Origin of the sequence: Acinetobacter sp. UNC436CL71CviS28 (genome assembly GCF_000620525.1) — a bacterium.
Classification (GTDB): Bacteria; Pseudomonadota; Gammaproteobacteria; order Pseudomonadales; family Moraxellaceae; genus Acinetobacter; species Acinetobacter radioresistens.
The window spans coordinates 126,921-147,095 of sequence record NZ_JIBB01000003.1; the positions used below are offsets into that span (position 1 = coordinate 126,921).

General features: G+C 42.8%; 14 protein-coding genes. 3 read left to right on the forward strand and 11 right to left on the reverse strand.

The annotated features are described in order from the left end of the window. Positions 1 to 223 precede the first annotated feature (223 nt). Together radA and N518_RS0102730 are read left to right on the forward strand one after the other, a co-directional pair. The gene (radA, locus tag N518_RS0102725) at positions 224 to 1,615 is read left to right on the forward strand and encodes a DNA repair protein RadA (RefSeq protein WP_017400839.1); all 1,392 of its coding nucleotides are present in this window, start codon (positions 224 to 226) and stop codon (positions 1,613 to 1,615) included. A 106-nt stretch (positions 1,616 to 1,721) separates the two neighbouring features. Beyond that, positions 1,722 to 2,723, forward strand: coding sequence for a Tim44 domain-containing protein (locus N518_RS0102730; RefSeq protein ID WP_017400838.1), 1,002 nt, complete (start codon positions 1,722 to 1,724; stop codon positions 2,721 to 2,723). Positions 2,724 to 2,776: 53 nt separating this feature from the next. Here the strand turns inward: N518_RS0102730 and epmA are convergent, their stop codons facing one another. Together epmA and N518_RS0102740 are read right to left on the reverse strand one after the other, a co-directional pair. Beyond that, complete coding sequence (epmA, locus tag N518_RS0102735) at positions 2,777 to 3,751, reverse strand: EF-P lysine aminoacylase EpmA (RefSeq protein WP_017400837.1); 975 nt, start codon at positions 3,749 to 3,751, stop codon at positions 2,777 to 2,779. After that, a complete protein-coding gene (locus N518_RS0102740) occupies positions 3,748 to 4,818 on the reverse strand; it encodes a 4-phosphoerythronate dehydrogenase (protein ID WP_017400836.1) in 1,071 nt (356 codons plus the stop codon). Before N518_RS0102740 ends, epmA begins: the two co-directional genes overlap by 4 nt. A 376-nt stretch (positions 4,819 to 5,194) precedes the next feature. On the opposite strand from N518_RS0102740, the gene N518_RS0102745 reads away from it, so the two are divergent. Beyond that, positions 5,195 to 6,622, forward strand: a complete 1,428-nt coding sequence (locus tag N518_RS0102745; protein WP_017400835.1) for a glutamine synthetase family protein — start codon at positions 5,195 to 5,197, stop codon at positions 6,620 to 6,622. Between the two features lie 112 nt (positions 6,623 to 6,734). Here N518_RS0102745 and N518_RS0102750 read toward each other — a convergent pair whose 3' ends face one another. The 9 genes from N518_RS0102750 to astB form a co-directional block, all read right to left on the reverse strand. After that, entirely contained in the window at positions 6,735 to 7,430 is a 696-nt protein-coding gene (locus N518_RS0102750) for a response regulator (protein ID WP_017400834.1), read from the reverse strand. Between the two features lie 12 nt (positions 7,431 to 7,442). Then, a complete protein-coding gene (locus tag N518_RS0102755; RefSeq protein ID WP_017400833.1) occupies positions 7,443 to 10,103 on the reverse strand; it encodes a sensor histidine kinase in 2,661 nt (886 codons plus the stop codon). Positions 10,104 to 10,197: 94 nt separating this feature from the next. Beyond that, positions 10,198 to 10,803 (reverse strand): potassium-transporting ATPase subunit KdpC, encoded by a 606-nt coding sequence (gene kdpC, locus N518_RS0102760; RefSeq protein ID WP_017400832.1) that lies wholly within the window; start codon positions 10,801 to 10,803, stop codon positions 10,198 to 10,200. Between the two features lie 10 nt (positions 10,804 to 10,813). Beyond that, complete coding sequence (gene kdpB, locus N518_RS0102765) at positions 10,814 to 12,838, reverse strand: potassium-transporting ATPase subunit KdpB (RefSeq protein WP_017400831.1); 2,025 nt, start codon at positions 12,836 to 12,838, stop codon at positions 10,814 to 10,816. 10 nt (positions 12,839 to 12,848) lie between these two features. Continuing rightward, a complete protein-coding gene (gene kdpA / locus N518_RS0102770) occupies positions 12,849 to 14,561 on the reverse strand; it encodes a potassium-transporting ATPase subunit KdpA (protein ID WP_005027140.1) in 1,713 nt (570 codons plus the stop codon). 414 nt (positions 14,562 to 14,975) lie between these two features. Continuing rightward, complete coding sequence (locus tag N518_RS0102780) at positions 14,976 to 15,764, reverse strand: TorF family putative porin (protein ID WP_005027141.1); 789 nt, start codon at positions 15,762 to 15,764, stop codon at positions 14,976 to 14,978. Between the two features lie 380 nt (positions 15,765 to 16,144). Then, positions 16,145 to 17,632 carry an amino acid permease gene (locus N518_RS0102785; RefSeq protein ID WP_005027143.1) on the reverse strand — a complete coding sequence of 496 codons (1,488 nt, stop codon included), beginning with the start codon at positions 17,630 to 17,632 and terminating at the stop codon, positions 16,145 to 16,147. A 175-nt stretch (positions 17,633 to 17,807) separates the two neighbouring features. Next, positions 17,808 to 18,782: a succinylglutamate desuccinylase gene (gene astE, locus N518_RS0102790; RefSeq protein ID WP_005027147.1), complete on the reverse strand. Its 975-nt coding sequence runs from the start codon at positions 18,780 to 18,782 to the stop codon at positions 17,808 to 17,810. A 32-nt stretch (positions 18,783 to 18,814) separates the two neighbouring features. Further along, positions 18,815 to 20,155, reverse strand: coding sequence for an N-succinylarginine dihydrolase (gene astB / locus N518_RS0102795; RefSeq protein WP_005027149.1), 1,341 nt, complete (start codon positions 20,153 to 20,155; stop codon positions 18,815 to 18,817). Positions 20,156 to 20,175: the final 20 nt, after the last annotated feature.

Consider the following 20,175-nt stretch of genomic DNA (forward strand, 5'->3'; position numbering starts at 1 on the left):
TTGGAAAAATTTACTGCTATTTCGTATATCAAACACTCCTATTGCCAGACATCCTATAAAACAACTTCTTTGTGCCCCACTTGGGTAGAATCCTTATAGTTCTGGAGAATATATAAATTGCTTTCTGACGACATGATCTAACGTTCTATATGTACGAAGCTTTCCGTTTCAGCAGCTTTATCTCTACAATAGAACCCTTTTCCAAAGGTTATATATTTCGATTATGGCTAAAGCAAAAACGGTTTATCGCTGCGAACAGTGTGGAGCAGACCATTCAAAATGGGCAGGTCAATGCTCAGAATGTGGCGAATGGAACAGCCTGACAGAAGTTGTGGTAGAACCTGCCGTGAGTCACCGTGCCAAACCGAATTTAGGAGGCGGCTATGCCGGACAAGCTGCCAATATCACGACTTTAAACAAGGTCTCGGTCTCTCATGAAACGCGCCTGCCGACTGGTATTGGTGAGTTCGACCGAGTCCTTGGTGGGGGTCTGGTTACAGGCTCTGTCGTCCTGATCGGTGGTGATCCGGGTATTGGAAAATCCACTATTTTGCTACAGACTGCGACGCACATGGCAAGTGCGAACAGCGCTGCGCTCTACGTTACAGGTGAAGAATCACTTTCGCAGGTTGCGTTACGCGCTCAGCGTCTAGACCTGCCGACTGACCGGTTAAAGGTTATGGCTGAAACATGTGTTGAAAGAATTTGTGAAGTTCTTGCCCATGAGCGCCCGGCGGTTGCCATTCTTGATTCTATCCAAACTTTATACACTGAGACCTTGCAGTCTGCCCCAGGCGGTGTCTCGCAAATCCGTGAATCAGCTGCCTTATTGACCCGTTTTGCTAAAAATAGTGGAACAGCATTATTTTTGGTTGGTCATGTGACTAAAGAAGGCGCATTGGCCGGGCCTCGTGTACTTGAACATATGGTCGACTGCGTCCTGTATTTTGAAGGTCAGTCAGATTCACGTTACCGCATGATTCGTGCAGTCAAAAACCGTTTCGGTGCTGTCAATGAGCTGGGCGTATTCGGGATGACAGATAAAGGTCTGCGGGAAGTAGCCAACCCCTCTGCAATTTTCTTGAGCCGTTACGATGAAGCTATTCCTGGATCAATTGTTATGATTAGCCGTGAGGGCACCCGACCTTTATTGGTCGAGGTACAGGCTTTGGTCGATGACGCTCATGGGCAGCCACGGCGGGTTGCTCTAGGTCTCGAGCAGAACCGTTTAAATATGCTGCTGGCAGTAATGCACAGGCACGGCGGTGTACAAACTTCGGGACAGGATGTTTATGTGAATGTAGTGGGCGGTTTAAAAATTACTGAAACAGGTTCTGACCTGGCAGTACTTCTGGCATGTGCGTCGAGTTTACGTGGTAAAGCTCTCCCCCAACAACTGGCTGTATTTGGCGAAGTCGGCTTGTCTGGGGAAATCCGTCCAGTTCCCAATGGTCAGGAGCGTCTTAAAGAAGCGGCCAAACATGGGTTTAAGTACGTAATTTTACCTCGAGCCAATGCACCACAGAAACCGGTACCTGGTGTTCAGGTGATTGCGGTGGCCCGGTTACATGAGGCTTTAAGCGAAGCGCTACAGCTGAGTGATGAACTGTCTTAATATATGGTAATCATTTAATTTGAAAAAATACCGATCTAGCATTGAATTTCTATATAAAAGCCGGCATAAATAACATATCGAAATCGTTTAGATATAGGAAATTTTGATGGAAGTACACCAGCGTGGCTTGATGGCCGGTATTTTAATGGCGGCCTTGGTTATGTCACCTTTGGCTGAAGCAAAACGTGCCGGCGGTGGTAAGAGTATGGGTATGTCACGTTCTGCGGCACCTACCCAGTCTTATCAACAGCCTCGTCAGGCAGCTCCGGTTCAACAGCCTGCAACTGCGCCTCAGCGTTCTGGTCCGGGTGTAGGTTCAATGGTTGCTGCAGGTGTAGCAGGTGCTGCAGTAGGTGCAGTAGCAGCGAATGCTTTAGCAGATGACAACAATACCAACCCAAATGCACAGACAGCGGCAAATGATCAGGAACTGGCTGCACAGCAACAGGCTGAACAAGAGAAAGGCGGTATTCCTGGCTGGCTCTGGGTTTTGCTTGCAGCCGCAGTTGCATTTTTTGTATTCCGTAAATTCGGAGCAAAAAAAAAACTAGCTACTAACAATCCGTATGCACCAAACTCAGCTGGACCAAATCCATCATCATTTGGCCAGCATAATGCAGCACCGCGTACTCAAGACAATACCAATATTTTCGGTCAGTCAGTTGGCGGCAGTTCAACTGCAGCGAACACGGCAAATAATGCGCCATTTGGTACGGCCTACACGAATAGTGGTCAACAGTTGCCAGATGGCACTGAACCAGCAGCATTCTTGCGTATTGCGCGTCAACGTTTCAACCATATTCAGTCAATGAATACAGCGAGTAATATTGAAGAGATCCGTCGTTATTTAACTCCGGAACTTTATAATGCAATGCGTAGTGACATTATGGCCAATCAGGACCAAGATGTTGCCGAATTCAGTAACCTAAATGCTATGGTAGTCGACAGTGCAACTGAGAATGGCCAGTATGTGGTCAGTGTACGGTTTACAGGTACAGTGAGTGAAGACTTAAACAGTCTGCCACAACCTTTCTCTGAAACCTGGCATTTTGTTAAACCTGCCGGTTCTCAGCAAGACTGGGTAGTTGCAGGCATTCAGCAAGACTAATTGACTTTGCTCATAAAAAAACCGCTCTTTCGAGCGGTTTTTTTATTTTAAACTCAAGCAATCTGTGCAGGAAATGTAATGACATTTTCCAGCCGCATCTGTCGGGTTGCTATCATTAATAAACGATCAATTCCCAAGGCAATTCCTGAACATTCCGGCATATACTGTAGAGCGGACAATAAATTTTCATCTATTGGCATGATAGGTAGGCCAAGTGTACCTCGTTCTGTATTGTCAGCTTCAAAGCGTTCCCGCAACACTTTGCTATCAATTAGCTCATCATAGGCATTAGCCAATTCCAGTCCTTCAATATAAAGCTCAAAACGGGCCGCTACCTGTTCCCCATCCTCATCAGTTTTCACTTTGGCCAGAGAAGCTAGCTCTGGTGGAAAATCGGTAAGAAATACGGGTGCATCAAAGCCTAAACTTGGCTCGACGAAATGTGAGAATAGCAGATCAATATAGGCAAGCCGGTCATCACTCAAATCCAAGTTTATGCCTAAACGGTTGGCAGTATCTTTCAGGTGTTTTACAGAAGCTTGTAATGGATTAATATCCAGACGATCTTGAAATGCATGTTTATAACTTATTACCACCGGGCGCATTTCACCAAAACGTTGCGCCAGACATATATTTAAAAGCGCTGTGGTTTCATGCATCAAATCAAGAAGACTAAAACCTGGCCGGTACCATTCCAGCATGGTAAATTCACTATTGTGTTTGCGGCCATGCTCATCATCACGAAACACCTTGCAGATCTGGTAAATCGGACCGCTTCCACTCGCCAACAGCCGCTTCATGGCAAACTCGGGCGATGTCTGCAAATAATGTATCTGCAACTTCCCTTCTACATGGCGCTGCGCTGATACAGACGCAAGATGTACATCAGTGACTCCAGCCTGTGAAAGTATAGGTGTTTCAACTTCCAGCACATTCCGTTCAGCGAAGAACTGACGAATCTGGGTGTACATGGCAGCACGTGCCCGCATTACTTCTAATGTACAGGTGGGCTGATAACTATGTTTCATGCCTGAGGCCCCCCATGCGCAGACCATTCACGGCGCAGTGGGTAAGTCTTACGCAAGTGGTCAAAAGCCTGCTGATCAATCCTGCCGTCCTTTAGACAGGCACGTAAATTCTGGTCATCTCGGGCTATATCATAAATTTTGCCGAGACAAGTTTTGAGAACAGTTTTAATATCTGTCTGTTCAGTAAAATATTGTTCGCATATGGGTAACTGGCTTATAAAAGTCTTGCTGGCCATAAAACCAAATTTTTCACAGAAAGCTTCATAAATCATTTGTGTCCCTCTGGCCTTTCCTTCCAGACTATAACCAGCAATATGCGGTGTAACCAGTCTTACCCATTTTAGGAGCTCTTCAGAGATCACGGGTTCATGTTCAAATACATCCAGTACCACCAGACGATGTGTGGTTTGTATATCATGGATTAAAGACTGCTCTTCAATAACTGGTCCTCTTGCCGAGTTCACCAAAATTGCCTGAGTTTTCATAAGAGCCAAAGTTTCGGCATTAATTAAATGATGAGTAGGATAATGCCCTGTTTTAGTCAATGGTACATGGAGAGAAATTGCGTCCGCTGAAGCCAGCAACTCCTGCAATGGAACCTGTGTAACCGCCAAGTGATTAACCAGAGGATCATAACCGATTACTTGCCAGTCTAGCAGTTCTGCCATATAAGCCAGCCGTGAACCGACATTGCCCAGACCAATAATCCCCAAGGTAAACTGTTTTCCAGCATCCAGTAACTCTGGTTTTAAATACAGTAATGCCGTAATTACATATTCAGCAACGGCCTGTGCATTACAACCCGCTGCATTTGACCAGCTAATCTGCTGCTTTTCTAAAGCAGGAATATCCAGATGATCTGTTCCGATCGTAGCACTACCAACAAATTTTAACTTTGTATTTTCAATGAACTGCTGATTGACACGTGTTACAGAACGTACCAGTAAAGCATCCGCATCCTTCACATCCTCATGCATGAGGGTACGGCCAGCACGATGGTCAATTTCAGCAAAATCTGAAAAAAAGTAGTCTGTAAAAGCAAGATTCTCATCTGCTACGATCTTCATCTTCAGTCATCCGGGCATTAAAATATTATTATCAACCGAGATGAGCTGGATCTCAATCCATCCTGTTTTTTTATTAGGCAGTAGTGAGGATAGAACTTCTAGTTATCCCAATAGCGATTTTCAGATCTTAAATGTATTTTAAGGTAATTATTTTTATATTTGATTTAATTAAAATATACACTGTTTTATAGTAAAAATAATATCTACGCTTTAATTCCTTATATAAATAAATTATTTAATTACATCAATAGAATTATATAAAAAAATGAATTTATTATTTTTAAACGCTTACAATCTAAAAAATTACGAACTCTTTACGTAATAATTTTTTGTACTCATCTACTATTTTCTTATCCTTATAAAAAAGGTTTTAAGCATGAGTAGTATTAGCGTTCCAACCCAAGAAAAAGATCTAAATCCTTTTATTAAAATTAAAGAGAGTTTACTCAACAAGAGACCAGAATATTTAAATATTGATCATCCAGAAGATTTATTTTCCAGCGAAGTCAATGAATATTTAAGCCAATACCCCCTTACCCGACATATTGATATCTGCCTGCATGATCTGAACGGACATGTCCGCGGCAAACAGATTGATGTTCAAAGTTTGAAGAAGATTTATAAAGGCTGCTATTTTCCCTTGTCTGTCTATGCCATGGATCTAGATGGCAAAGTGGTTGAGGAAACAGGTCTCGGAAAGTCAATCGGTGAGCCTGATATGCTCTGCATACCGATTTCCGGCACATTACAACCTTGCGCTATTCAGCCTGAGACGCATGCACAGCTTTATCTGACCATGCAAGATGAAAATGGTGAGGGCTGTAAATATGAACCCCGCAATCTTTTAAGCCATATTATCGCTCAGCTTCATCAGCAGGACTATTATCCGGTGATGTCGGCTGAGCTCGAGTTCTATCTCTACAAGCAAAATGCAGATGGGGAAGATGAGGTTTTATCAAGTCAGTGTTTTGACCTGAATACGCCTGACGACTATCAGTATGTACTTGAAGAAGTAGAGCAGATTGCACGTTTACAATCTATTGAAATGATCGGTATTGTTGCAGAAGCGGCCTCTGGTCAGTATGAAATCAATATTCAGCATACTTCGAATATTTTACGGTTATGCGATCAGATTATGGCGTTAAAACGTATTATCAAGCAGGTGGCCAGAAAACATCAGCTGCATGCCAGCTTTCTTGCCAAGCCCACCCTGCTAAAAGCGGGTAGCGGCATGCACTTTCATATGAGCTTGTGCAATGCTTCCATGCAAAATCTGTTTAGCTCAAATGATCTGTCCACACCATCAAAAATGTTGTTAAAAACGATTAGTGGCATGATTCAGCTAATGCCTGCATCAATGGCTATATTAGCCCCCAACATTAATTCCTACCGCAGATTTACACTTGGTCATCATGTTTCACTGGAAGCAAACTGGGGAATTAATAACCGCAATGTTGCCATCCGTATACCTTGCTCCGATCAGGAAAATCAGCGTCTAGAATACCGTGTAGCTGGCGCAGACTGTAATCCTTATCTGGCCATTGCTGTCATACTGATTGCTACCTTACATGGTTTAGAACACCAGTTAGATACTCCGCAGCCAGTCCATCTTGCAAAATCAAAACATGAGCATATTAATTTACCCAAGCATCAGCTCGAGGCATTAAATCTTCTTAAGAACAATCCGGTATTAAAAAAATATTTAGGTAAAGAATTTATAGAGGTATGGTGTACAGTAAAATCTGCTGAATATTATAATGTTTATAACCAGATTACTGAAACCGAACAAAACTGGGATATTTAATTTTAATTATAGTTAATACTCCAAATATCAAGTTTAAAAAGCTAATATACCTATTAGCTTTTTATTTATATAAATAAAATTCAGCTAATTAAAAAATAAGTGCTGAGAAATTTTATTTGCCCAGAAAGCGCAGCCCAACTCCAGGTTCAGTGATAATATATTGAGGATGAATTGCATCTTCGCCCAGTTTATTTCTAAGCTTAGCCACCAGTATTCTAAGATAATGTGTATCTTCCTGATGGGTAGGTCCCCATAGCTCCTTTAAAATTTGTGGTTGAGTCAGTAACTGCCCCCGATTTCTGGCCAGCAATGAGAGCAGATGAAATTCTTTTCGGGTAAGAGCAACCGCCTGGCTGTTGATATAGGTCTGTCTCTGTACAAAATTGATTTTTAGATAACCATCGTCATAGTCATGGGTTTCAGTCTGGTTTAGCCTGCTCCTCAAGACCACACGAATCCTGGCCATGAGCTCTTGAACGCTAAACGGTTTGGTTACATAGTCATTGGCTCCGGCATCCAGCAAGGTCACCTTTTCTTGTTCATCTGAGCGTACCGACAGCACAACAACTGGAATTTCACTCCAGGACCTGAGTTCTTTCAATACGTCCTGACCATCCAGATCAGGCAGGCCCAAATCCAGAATAACCAGTTGCGCACTTTGGGAAGAGAGATATTCCAGTCCCTGCATAGCCGTGCCAAATAGCTGAGTCTGGTAGCCTTCTGACCTTAATGCGATTCCTAAAAATTTCCGGATTTGCGGTTCATCATCAATCACTACGATTCTGGTTTCTGCTGGGTGTATATTCACAGTTATTGCCTTTTAATCTTGTGAAATATGGACAGGTAAAACAATCTGAATATTGGTACCTTTATTTTTGAGACCAATCTGCGCCTTAATACTTCCTATATGTGCGGAGATAATGGCTTTAACAATCGCCAGTCCCAAGCCTGTCCCAGTAGGATTACGGTCGCCATGCATGGTATAGAACATATCAAAAATTTTTTCTCGGTCAGCAATATCGATACCTTTACCCTGGTCACTAATATCAAACTGGATATGTGCGGTATCAGGTTGTGAAAGAATAATATCAATTGGCTGATCTTCAGGATTAAATTTGGCAGAATTTTCCAGCACATTAAATAATGCCTGTTCAATCAGTGCAGGATGTACGTAAATTTTCAGCTCTTGCGGCAGGCGTTGAATATTAAACTCAACTACAGGTTTATAACGTTTTAAGCGTCTGGTTGCTGTATCCACCAGTTCATTGACCTCAATCCAGTCACGCGTCAGTTTCAACCCCTGATAGCCCAGTCGGGTCATGTCCAGCAGATTCTGTATATAACGGTCTAGACGTTCTCCTTCCAGCCCTATGGTCTCGAGTAAAGTAAGCTGGTCTTCTTCGGTCATAGTAGACTTGTAAGTAGCAATGGTATCTGCTGCTCCTATCATAGCAGCCAAAGGTGAGCGCAGGTCGTGAGACACCGAAGAAAGTAAAGCTGAACGAAGTTTTTCAGTTTCAGAGCTGATATTGGCATATTCCAGTTCCTTGCTGAGCTGCGTCCTGGTAATAGCTTGGGTAATATATTCCACCATAGCTTCAGCCAGACGTCTTTGTTCAATATTCATTTCTCTCTGATTTTCTGAAATATTGAGCCCGATAACACCTATACATTCTTTCGAAGCCAATAAAGGCAGAAACCACCAAGCACTTTCACTCAAAGTCTGGGTAAAACACCCGGAAGGCTGGTGATTCTTCAATGTCCAGTTTGCCGAAATTTTTTCTTTTTCAGTCAGCAGATTTTCATCTGAGCTTAGTGCTGTTTCATCACGCAGCTTAAACCAGACCTGAACATTTAAACTTTTTTCCAGACTGTTCTGTCCGATTTCAATGACCTGCTGCAGGTCAACCGCAACAGAGAGTTTCTGTCCCAAATCCTGCATAATACTGTTATAGCTGTTTGCTGATCTTAGGGCGACCACCTGTTCACGCAAGCGTGATGCCAAACGGCCCGCAATAAGTGCTGCTGCCAGAAACGCCACTACAGTGACCACACTTTTATGAGCCGAAATCTGGAAAGTTAATGTCGGTGGAATAAAGAAAAAGTTATAGGCAAAGAAAAAAAGAATAGCTGCAAGCATGGCAGCAGTCATTCGGGTATTGGCTGCAACAAAAATAACCGCAGTAATAAAAATCAGTGATAGCTCTTCAACTTTTAAGTATTGTACACTTAGTTTTGCAATCAGAATACTAGTTATCGTTGTGATCAGTACAAAAATCAGTTCTTTTAAATTTAAGACATAATTTTGCCTGTTAAAACGGTAGGCTTGCTGCTTACCTTGCTGAACCGGAACAATACTCAGTTCAAATGCGGGTTGATATTTTAACAGCTGATGGGCTAAGGGCGGCCTTAACCAGCTGTAAAATAGCGGCCGACGTTCCTGTTCTAGTACCAGTGTTGAAATTCCCCGTTCACAGGCAAAATTGTACAGTGACCCTGCGTAATTTTTTCCATATAAAATATCAGTCATTCCCCCTAGCTGCCGTGCCAGATGAAGCGCCCGCTCAATTTCCCTGCCTGTACTGTGAGTTTCAAATGAGATCGGATTATAACCGGATGCTGTAGTTAAAAATGCGGCTACAGTCCATTTTGCATTACGACGTTCGGCAATACGGCTTCCTATCCGTACCAATGCTTCAGAGTTCTGGTTACCCTGAATCATGATTAGCACATGATTATTTAAGGGCGTTAGCGAAAGACCCTTTACATCAAACTGCTCCCGTGCATCTATATCAATATGATGGGCCACCGTCTGTATGGCCAGTTCACGTAATGCTGTCAGGTTGGCAATATTAAAAAAGCTTTTTAAGGCATGCGCCGCCTGATCAGGTACATAAACTTTACCCTGATTTAAACGCTCCAGCAGCTCATTTACCGGCAAGTCGATGAGGCGTATATCACGGATACGCTCAAAAATCTGATCTGGTACTGTTTCTTTTACCCGTATTCCCGTAATCTGGAATATAACGTCGTTCAAGCTTTCCAGATGCTGAATATTCATGGTGGTAAGAACATCAATACCGGCATCAAGAAGCTCATTAATATCCTGCCAGCGTTTTTTATGGCGGCTCCCGGGTATATTCTGGTGCGCCAATTCATCTACCAGTACAATGTCTGGATGGATCTGTAAAATACTGTCCAGATCCATCTCTTCAAGATTATGGTTTTTGTATTCAACTATCTTTCTTGGAATCGCAGGCAGGCCGGCAACCAGCTCCTCAGTTTCCGGACGCCCATGAGTTTCAATATAACCAATTGCTACATTCTGGCCCTGTCCATATAGCTCATGCGCACGTGACAGCATGGCAAAAGTTTTTCCGACTCCTGGTGCTGCACCCAGAAAAATTGTCATGTGCCCCGTCTGATGACGCTTGACCTGCTGTAACAGTATATCGGCCTTATTTGTTTGTATATTTGTCATTTTTCATTCTTAAAACAGAGGATCATCAATCTCTTGAGCAAGGTATTGATGATCCTGAACGTGCATATTTCAGTATAAATGAAATCTTGAAAACTTATTTTCGTTTTAGCTGATCAAGTGCAAGATTCAACTCCAGCACATTTACCCGGTTTGAACCTAACACTCCAAATGTTGGCTGTTGGGCGTATTTAAGGACAAGTTCCCTTACCTGCTGTTCAGGCATATTACGCTGTTCAGCAATACGCTTTACCTGTATGAGAGCTGCCCGGACGCTAATTTCAGGGTCAATCCCGCTTCCTGAGGCAGTGGCCAGATCTTTAGGGATCTGATCTGGCTGAATTGCTTCAAGGCTGGCAACCTGAACAATACGTTCAGCGATTACTTTCTGAAGTTCAGGATTGGTTCTGGCCAGATTACTTCCCGCCAGCGCCATGGGGTCATAATTGGCCACTGATGGCCGTGAATGGAAATAAGAAGGAGCAGTAAAAGGCTGCGCCACCAGTTTGGAACCAACAACCTTGCCTTCATATTTAATCAGGCTACCATGAGCCTGCTCTGGAAAAATTGCTTGTCCGATCTTTGTTGCAATCGCACTATAACCGAATCCACATACTATTAAGGCGATCAGACTTAAACCGATTGCGGGCCTGATTAAAGTACTCATGGCTGGCTGTGTAACAGGCTGAGTTAATATTTGCATATGATTCTCCTTAAACACCCATAATCAGGCTGACAATCAGGTCAATGCCCTTAATAGCAACAAAAGGCAATACGACTCCCCCCACGCCATAAATCAGCATATTTCGGCGTAATAGCTGAGTTGAAGTGGAAGGCGTAAATTTGACACCGCGCAATGCTAGTGGAATCAGTAATGGAATAATAATGGCATTAAAGATCAGTGCAGAAAGAATGGCACTTTCCGGACTGGCGAGTTGCATGACATTGAGTACCTGCATTTGTGGAATAGCCAATACAAATAAAGCCGGTAATATTGCAAAGTATTTAGAGATGTCATTTGCCAGCGAGAAAGTTGTCAATGCACCGCGGGTAATTAGCTGCTGTTTCCCAATCTCAACCACTGCCAGCAGTTTGGTCGGATCTGAATCCAGATCTACCATATTACCGGCCTCTTTAGCAGCCTGAGTTCCAGAATTCATAGCCAGACCAATGTCGGCTTGTGCCAATGCCGGTGCATCATTAGTACCATCCCCTACCATTGCCACAAGATGACCATTTTGCTGCTCGCGTCGAATACAGGCTAGTTTGTCTTCTGGTTTAGCCTCGGCGATATAGTCATCTACGCCAGCTTCAGCTGCAATTGCAGCCGCAGTCAGAGGATTATCACCGGTAATCATAACGGTCCTGATTCCCATCTCTCTCAGGCGTGCAAATTTTTCTTTAATGCTGGGTTTGACCACATCAGACAGTTCAATCACTCCAAGAATATTCTGGTTTAAACTGACTACCAGTGGCGTTGCACCTTTGGAGGCTACCTGCTCTACCCGTGTTTTCAGTTCAGGATTATTTTCAAGAGACTGAGAGGTAAATTTCAAGATTGCATCTATGGCTCCTTTGCGGACTTGCTGGCCAGTTTCCAGATTAATCCCAGAAATACGGCTGGCGGCATTGAAAGCAATAAATTCGGCCTGTTCTGGCTGGTGCACATGCTCGCCCAGTTCTTTTGCCAGAGACACCACAGATTTACCTTCTGGTGTAGGGTCAGCAAATGATGTTAATACTGCTGCCTGACGTAGCTCAGATGGTGTTACGCCAGTTAGTGGATAAAATGCAGTTGCCTGACGGTCTCCATAAGTAATGGTTCCGGTTTTATCCAGTAATAGCACATCGACATCTCCCGCTACTTCAACCGCCTTGCCAGATTTGGCAATCAGATTGGCTTTTAATGCGCGGTTCATGCCAGCAATACCAATAGCAGGCAACAAACCACCAATCGTTGTCGGAATCAGGCAGACCAGTAAGGCCACCAGTACAATCGGATCAAGAATAATACCTAGAGATCTGGCTATGACCGGCAGGGTTGCTACCACCAGCACAAAGGTTAGGGTCATAACCGTCAATAAAATCCCCAGAGCAATCTCATTGGGAGTTTTCTGGCGGTTTGAGCCCTCAACCAGTGCAATCATCCGGTCCAGGAAACTATGTCCAGTTTCAGCAGTGACCTGTACAATAATGCGGTCAGTCAGAACTTTGGTTCCTCCGATCACACCAGAACGGTCCGTCCCTGCTTCACGCAGTACGGGTGCAGATTCGCCAGTAACCGCAGCTTCATTAATCGTGGCAAAGCCATGCACAATTTCACCGTCTGCAGGAATCAGCTCCCCTGCCCGGATTTCTATTAAATCATTTAGAGCCAGTACTGTAGCAGCAATCTGTTCGCCCTCCTTATCCTGCAAGGTTTTTAAACGTCGGGCCGTGAGGTTCTGACGAGCCTGCCGCAGGGAAGCTGCCTGCCCGCGTCCTTTGGCCTCTGCTACAGCTTCTGCATAATTGGCAAATAAGACCGTAATAAAAAGAATAAAAGTAACAGTCATCCCAAAAAACAGCTGGGTCTGTCCGAACACTGTACTGAACAATGTAATCAAGGTTCCCAGCCATACCACTGCCATTACCGGATTTTTAATCATGTGCTGTGGGAGCAGTTTAATAAAGGCATTTTTCCAGGCAGTGCTCTGGTATAGAGCAGGAACTTTTTGTGTTTGATTCACAGATTTCATTATTTTCCCCTTAGCCCTGAACCAGTAGTAAATGGTCAGCAATGGGTCCCAAGATCAAGACGGGCATGAATTGTAAAAGAGTTAGCATGACCACAATAGCAATCAGTGTTAAGGCAAACGTTGGCGTTTCTACTTTCAGACTGCCTGCACTTTCAGGTGCCTGCCGTTTAACTGCCAGACGCGCAGCAATCAGTAAAGGAATAATCAGTGCCGGAAAGCAGCCTGCCAGCAGTGCAATACTACAGCTGATATTCCACCAGACAGTATTATCAGCCAGTCCTTCAAACCCAGAACCATTATTGGCAAAGGCCGAAACATATTCATAAAATACCTGGCTGATTGCATGACTCCCGGGATTACTGTTACCAGTAAGTTCAGGAAAGAACAGGCTTATTGCAGTGAACAGTAAAATAATTACTGGCTGAATAAGAATAACCACAGCCAGTAATCTGATTTCAGGCGCTTCCACTTTTCGGCCGAATAGCTCTGGTGTACGACCTGTCATCAGCCCGGCAATAAATACCGCCAGGAACAGATAGACCAAAAACTGCTGCAAGCCACAACCAATTCCACCCCAGATGGCATTGATCAACATGTTTGACAATGCAACCAGTCCAGTCAATGGTGCGGATGAATCATGCATCATATTGACAGAACCATTATTCACCTGCGTTGTCACAGCAGCCCAGAGTGCTGAAGAACTCTCAGCAAAGCGGACTTCTTTACCTTCCATTGATGAGATATTTGTGGCTGTATCAGATAAGCTTTCTGACCAGATTGCGCCAGTCGCCGAGATGACTGACATCAGCAGCATTGAACCAAATACAAAGCCTGCAAATTTTGGACGTCTGGTCAAAAAACCCAGCATGACAATAATAGAAACTGGAATAAGCAAGATTGCCAACATTTCCAGAAAATTGGAAAGTGGTGTCGGATTTTCTAAGGGCACACTACTGTTTGGCCCATACCAGCCGCCGCCATTACTACCAAGCTGTTTAATTGCCACCATCGGTGCCACAGGCCCTAATGGAATTTTCTGAGTGGAAAGTTCAGCATTAGGTTGAACTACCTGAACCTCTGGCCCGCCCTCAAAAGTCGAAGGTACACCCTGACTGTTCAGTAGCAGCGACCAGAGTAGACAAAGTGGAATTAAAAAACGGAATGTTGGCCGAATTACATCTGCCCAGTAATTTCCTACATTTAGTCTGGCCAGCGCTGAACTGTTATCACATTCGATAGGTCCTGGCTGTTTCAGATTAAACAACGCACGCAAGGTAGCAACTACCATAGCCAGCCCCATCATAGGCGTAATTATCTGCAAGCCCACAATACCGACCATTTGTGACAAATAAGATAGCTGTGCCTGACCAGAATAATGCTGCTGGTTAGTATTAGTCAGGAAAGAAATCATGGTGTGTAAAGCCAGGTCCCATGACATATTAGGTGCATGGTTTGGATTAAGTGGTAGCCATGCCTGTACCATAAAGAGTATCCAGACCAGCATGCCTACTACAAAACAACTTAAGACAAAGCTCAATATATAGGTTCTGGCACTCATTTCCTGTTGAGGCTGAGTGCCCAGTACGGCGTAAACAGGTTTTTCTATCCAGCTAAACAGGATGTCACTTCTCATTTTGTGATATTGCATCACGTCTGATAGATATTTCCCCAAAGGAAAAGCAAAAATTACTACCAGCGCGATCAATAAAAAGAATTCCAACATGCCTCTTTCCCCTATTTCAATAAATTAGAAGACAGAAGGAGCATCTGGTATTTTTTCTTATTTAATAACGCGTCCCCATGATGACTTATTCTCATGTACGCATCATCTGCAAATTGGGTAAACATTTTTCGAACCTTGATCATTGGAAAATTCCACTATCAAGTATGAAAAAGGGCACCGTAAATTTTCTATTGATAAAGCACTAAAGGGCGTAAATTTTGCGTAAATTCTAATTTCTATATAAACTTTTTAAAAAAATAAAAACAATGACATAAAACTATTTCATATTTATCAAAGTGAATATCCTGGAGAATAATCTAACTGATATAAACTGTTTTTATTAATATATTTATAGCCAGATTACTAAAAATAAAGCTCAAAAGTACGCAGTCATACTTTTGAGCTTATCGCATCTTAAAAAGCTTTGGTAAGGGTAAATACTGCGCCAGTATCTACACCGCGCTTGCCAGCATGATCTAACGCATCTTTATCCAGATTAGTACCCACTACAGCAAGTTCTGCGCTTGCATCAGGGAAAGAAGCGAAATTATAAGTCAGACCAGCTTTATAGTCGAAATAACTATTTTCACCTTGCTGATTAAAATCATAGTCATCTACAGTAGTATAGCCAATACTGGCCACCGCACCGAAATTAGTCTGGGCAAGCGGTACAGCATACCCCAGCGTAGCATTCCAGCTATTCTTGTCTTGACCTGCATAGTCATTGGTATAGCTCAGACTTGTTAATAGACTGTCATCATTTATTAATATACGTTCAAGAATAAGTCTGGCATATAACTCTGCATAATCACCCTCATTACCACTAATATAGTTATAGTAACTTGCACCTATATCTAAAGTTACAGGTACTGAACTTGATAATTTGAGAGGCGTGCTATAGCCAATTGATGGATCAAGTTCCATATGAGGGTCTGCAGTACCATAATCTACATTCGAGGCAAAAGCACTAAAATATAATCCACTTTTATGTGTCAGAGTTGCGGTTCCCTGAATAGCTGGATCAGTTTGGGTCTGGGTAATCCCGCGGAAACGGTAATCGCTGGTAAGAGTAATATTACCACTGAGTTCAAAGTCTTGGGTATTTTCAGCTGTTTCAGAAGCAGCAAAAATCTGATTTGAACATATACCAACAATTGAAAAAGCTATAACCTTTTTAAAGATTAAATTGGAGTTAAAAAGCATAATACATCACATAGATACTAAAATAAGTTATAAGATTAATTAGGCAGAGCGTAAAATTTATAGCATAAATTACTTGAAAAACATAAATTTTATATAAAAATTTTAGAAAATAATAATAGATTAAATAAAAATTAATTAATAAAGAGCAAAAAAAATAATACCTACAATTTAAATAAAAATTTAATAAAATACTATTTCTAATTAATATTCAATTAATTATATAATCATTAAAAATCAGATATAAAATAAGATGTTTTTATTTTTATAATTATTTAGATATGAGATTAAACCTACCTATTTAATATACTCTTCTTTACTTACCCAAATACTGTGTAGCAAGTAAAGAGAGCTTTTGTGTAGAGTAAAATATTACATTATTGTTATGAGCAGGGTCTATTTTTATAGAAAATGCTATAGCTCAAGTAACATGCAATCATAAATAGAATACAACAGATAAAACCGACTTGCATTGAAGGATCAGCAACCATACTGATACATGTAATGACGCAGAAGAGCCCTCCTAAAATTGGTGTGAGTGGAAATAGTGGTGCAGCGAATTTAAGATCCTTGACCGTTTTACCTGATTTAATCCACTGTCTGCGAAAGTTGAATTGGCATACACATATTGAAATCCAGACTACTACCATGGTAAAGGCAGCAACACCGAGCAGATTCTTGAAAATCGTTTCAGGAGCAAACTGTTCAGATAACAAACCAGGTATTGCCCCGAACATAGTTACAATTATGGCAACAATGGGTGTGCCAGAGCGTGTCAATTTGGCAAAGATTTTAGGCAACTGATTTTTGCTGGACAATGACCACATCATTCGAGAGGCAGCAAATAACCCTGAGTTTGCTGCAGATAATAATGCTGTAATGATGACAAAACGGATAATATCTTCTGCATAAGGTATTCCAATATAATTAAAGACCGTTACAAAGGGGCTATTACTAACACTGTTTGAATTGATACCCGCCATTTCAAATGGAAGTAATGCACAAATCACCACAATGGTGCCAACAAAGAAAATTAATAAACGCCAGATAGCTGCATTAATGGCTTTGGGAACATTCTTGGCTGGCTCTTCAGCTTCACCGGCGGCTACACCAATTAATTCTGTACCAGAAAAAGCAAAATTAACGATGAGCATGGTGGCAAAAATGGGATAAATCCCGGTTGGAAACCAGCCATGTTCTGTCAGCTTGCTAAATAACGGAGCAGATTCATGACCATGATAGGAAATCACACCAAAAATAGCGGCCAAACCTAATCCGATAAAACATAAAATAGTGAGTACCTTAACCAAGGATAACCAAAATTCAGATTCGGCAAATAAGCGTGTCGAGCTCACATTGAGTACAAAAACCAGAGCAGCAAACAGCAATGTCCATGTCCACATAGAAATGGAAGGAAACCATTCCTGCATAAGCAGTGCAGCCGCAGTAAATTCAGTGCCTAAAGTAGCCGTCCAAGTTAACCAGTATAGCCAGGTAATCATATAACCTGTACCCGGACCAATATACATTCTTGCATATTCACCAAATGAGCCCGATACAGGCATTTGTACAGCAAGCTCCCCAAGACAAAGCATCACCATATAGGCAATCGCTCCCCCAAGCAGATAAGATAAAATGGCGCCTATTGGGCCAGCTTGAGAAATGACATCACCTGAGCCTAAAAACAGTCCTGTTCCAATTGCGCCCCCCAGTGAAATCATGACTAAATGACGCTTGGTCATGGCACGCTTTAGGGGTTTATCTGTCTCTGCTGCAGAAACTTCTGTCTTACTACATGTGTCTTGCTGAACCACATATTGCTCACCCAGAACTTCTCCTGACGGAAATATTTTTTCATTGTTGTTACTCATACACGCTTGCTCCAACTGTCTTCTTATGACAACCTGTCCTTGCTGCTTAGTTCCATAAAAAATTAATATCAAAAAGATATTTTTTATCCCTGTTGTATTTTTACTGAGCTTCCATATTCAAACTCCATGTATATTCTTCTCTACCGACATCCCGTCTGTTTCTAATCGCTTTAACCTATTTAATTTCTTTCAAAATCAGGCCTGCCCTAAGCCCCGTTTTTACTTCTGGATTAGGAAATAAAATCCAGAGCGGCTGATCCTGTACCACATAGCTGCCCGCTTGCTGTGTAGCAATCACCTCACCTGGTTGAAAGGTAGAAAAATTAGGTGCATCTGCACTTAAGTTCAGTTTAAAGTCATCATTTATTTTTAGGATTGAATCTATTACCTTAAACTGACGAATATCCTGCTTCTGTCTGTTTGGTAAGGCCTGACCTGAAAGTGCAGCACGCAGCATCTGGTCCGTACTGAAAAACCCGGCCAAATCATTTTGTCCAAAGGGTTTGGCCTTACCTAATTCCAAAGTACTGCTGGCGGCCTGAAAACGTTCAGTGGTGAAATGCGTGAAAGTTTTTCCAGCTGCATTGTGGTATACCAAGGCATCCAGATCAGCAGCCTTTAAGCTTTGAATTAAAAAGTCATCATAAGGCTGCATCTGGTAAGGGAATAGGGCAAAAACTGGAAGTAAAGATTCACGAATCGCGGTATGTAAATCATAATGATAGCGTTGTGCATTTGACTGGCTTTGCTGAAAAAACTGTGTAGTAACCTGTTCCAATAACGCTGCACGTTGAGTTTCGCCATCTTGGGCCAATTGCTGGTAAGCACCGCAGAACATGCGATTCATATCATTTTCAAGATAACGAACCCCTTGTCGGATTGCAGCGGGATTGCCCAATACGAAAAGTACACGAACCGCTAAAGCCAGCTGACCGGAAAACAAATCCTGAATGATCTGTGCCAGCAATTCGATCGGTGCCGTTTCATTGCCATGAATACCAGCCGAAAGCACGATGGTTTTTCGATAAGCCGTTTTTGGCGTACATTGCAATAGCCCTTCACCCAGCCACTGCCATGTAAATCCAGCCGTTTCACCCTGTATCTGCTCAGGGGGCTGTTGCGCCAACGTCAACGCGAGTAGATCAACCATGTACTTTCATCCTTAAAAGCGTTATTGAATATTTATCTCTGGAAGTGATAAACCGAACCTAAACCCAGAATCCTGGTGAGTTCATCCAGCGCGGTGCGACTCTCAATCAATAAATCCGGATCAGCCAAATCGTCCTGGGTTAACTCGTCACGATAATATTGATCTACCCACTGATTCAGGGTTTTGAACAATGCATCATTCATAAACAGGTTTGGATTGATCGCAGCAAGTTCCGCCTCATTCACCGCCACACGTAAGCGTAAACATGCAGGACCACCGCCATTTCGCATACTTTCACGCAGATCAAACACCTTGATGTCATCAATTGGCGTACCCATTTGAATCATGTCATTTAAATAGTCCCAAACTGCTTTGTTCTGGCGAGATTCCTCCGGTACCACAATACTCATGCCGCCATCCGCACGGGTCAGAATCTGGCTATTGAACAAATAGGTCGATACCGCATCAGCAACACTGACTCGACTTTCAGGTACTTCAATCGACACAAACTCTTGCCCAATCCCTGCCATTTTCTGACGGATTTCCTGCAATGCGTCAGTTTGATTTAAGAATGCCTGCTGATGATGAAAGAGAACCTGCTGGTTACTGACAGCAATAACATCATTATGAAAAACGCCCTGATCAATTACTTCAGGATTTTGCTGGATAAAAATCGTGCGATTATTATCGAGACGGTGCAAACGGGCAATAGCCTCACTTGCTTCACGAGTTTGACGTGCAGGAAATTTCTGTGGAGCAACCCCGCCGCCAATCTGTTGCTGGCCATATACAAACACCTGTACACCAACCTGATCATAAGCACCACCGAGGCGGTTATGATTGGCTGCACCTTCATCCCCAAACAGTGCGGCTTCAGGCAATGCTTCATGGTGCGCAAAATATACATCATTGTTGAACATTGCTTGCAGAATACGTGTGGTCGTATGATGCTCAATTGAGCGATGGAACTTATTGTTCAGGTTTGCCGCAGTAAAATGCATGCGACCGTCCGCGCTATCTGCCGATGGCGACACCGTACAAGAATTCGCAGTCCACATGGAGGAAGCCGAGCTCAATGACGACAACAGTGCCGGCGCAGTGCGCATGGCTTGGGTAATCACGTCAATATCACTGCCGCTAAAACCCAGACGGCGTAGCGTTGGCACATGTGGCCGCTCTTGTGGGGCAAACACGCCTTGCTTGAGTCCCAAATCCGCCAGCGCTTTCATTTTCTTCAAGCCTTGTTTTGCGGCCAATTTCGGATTGGATGCATTATTACGGTTTTTAGTTGATGCGACATTGCCAAAAGACAGACCTGCATAATGATGTGTCGGCCCAACCAGACCATCAAAGTTGATTTCATAACCTGACATTTTTTTCTCCATGTGTCCTG

What these genes read in the sequence shown, in the direction of transcription:
- radA (WP_017400839.1), top strand. Translation starts at nt 224, where the DNA reads ATGGCTAAAGCAAAAACGGTTTATCGCTGCGAACAGTGTGGAGCAGAC.
- N518_RS0102755 (WP_017400833.1), bottom strand. Translation starts at nt 10,103, where the DNA reads ATGACAAATATACAAACAAATAAGGCCGATATACTGTTACAGCAGGTC.
- epmA (WP_017400837.1), bottom strand. Translation starts at nt 3,751, where the DNA reads ATGAAACATAGTTATCAGCCCACCTGTACATTAGAAGTAATGCGGGCA.
- N518_RS0102780 (WP_005027141.1), bottom strand. Translation starts at nt 15,764, where the DNA reads ATGCTTTTTAACTCCAATTTAATCTTTAAAAAGGTTATAGCTTTTTCA.
- astE (WP_005027147.1), bottom strand. Translation starts at nt 18,782, where the DNA reads ATGGTTGATCTACTCGCGTTGACGTTGGCGCAACAGCCCCCTGAGCAG.
- kdpA (WP_005027140.1), bottom strand. Translation starts at nt 14,561, where the DNA reads ATGTTGGAATTCTTTTTATTGATCGCGCTGGTAGTAATTTTTGCTTTT.
- kdpC (WP_017400832.1), bottom strand. Translation starts at nt 10,803, where the DNA reads ATGCAAATATTAACTCAGCCTGTTACACAGCCAGCCATGAGTACTTTA.
- N518_RS0102730 (WP_017400838.1), top strand. Translation starts at nt 1,722, where the DNA reads ATGGAAGTACACCAGCGTGGCTTGATGGCCGGTATTTTAATGGCGGCC.
- N518_RS0102740 (WP_017400836.1), bottom strand. Translation starts at nt 4,818, where the DNA reads ATGAAGATCGTAGCAGATGAGAATCTTGCTTTTACAGACTACTTTTTT.
- astB (WP_005027149.1), bottom strand. Translation starts at nt 20,155, where the DNA reads ATGTCAGGTTATGAAATCAACTTTGATGGTCTGGTTGGGCCGACACAT.
- N518_RS0102745 (WP_017400835.1), top strand. Translation starts at nt 5,195, where the DNA reads ATGAGTAGTATTAGCGTTCCAACCCAAGAAAAAGATCTAAATCCTTTT.
- kdpB (WP_017400831.1), bottom strand. Translation starts at nt 12,838, where the DNA reads ATGAAATCTGTGAATCAAACACAAAAAGTTCCTGCTCTATACCAGAGC.
- N518_RS0102785 (WP_005027143.1), bottom strand. Translation starts at nt 17,632, where the DNA reads ATGAGTAACAACAATGAAAAAATATTTCCGTCAGGAGAAGTTCTGGGT.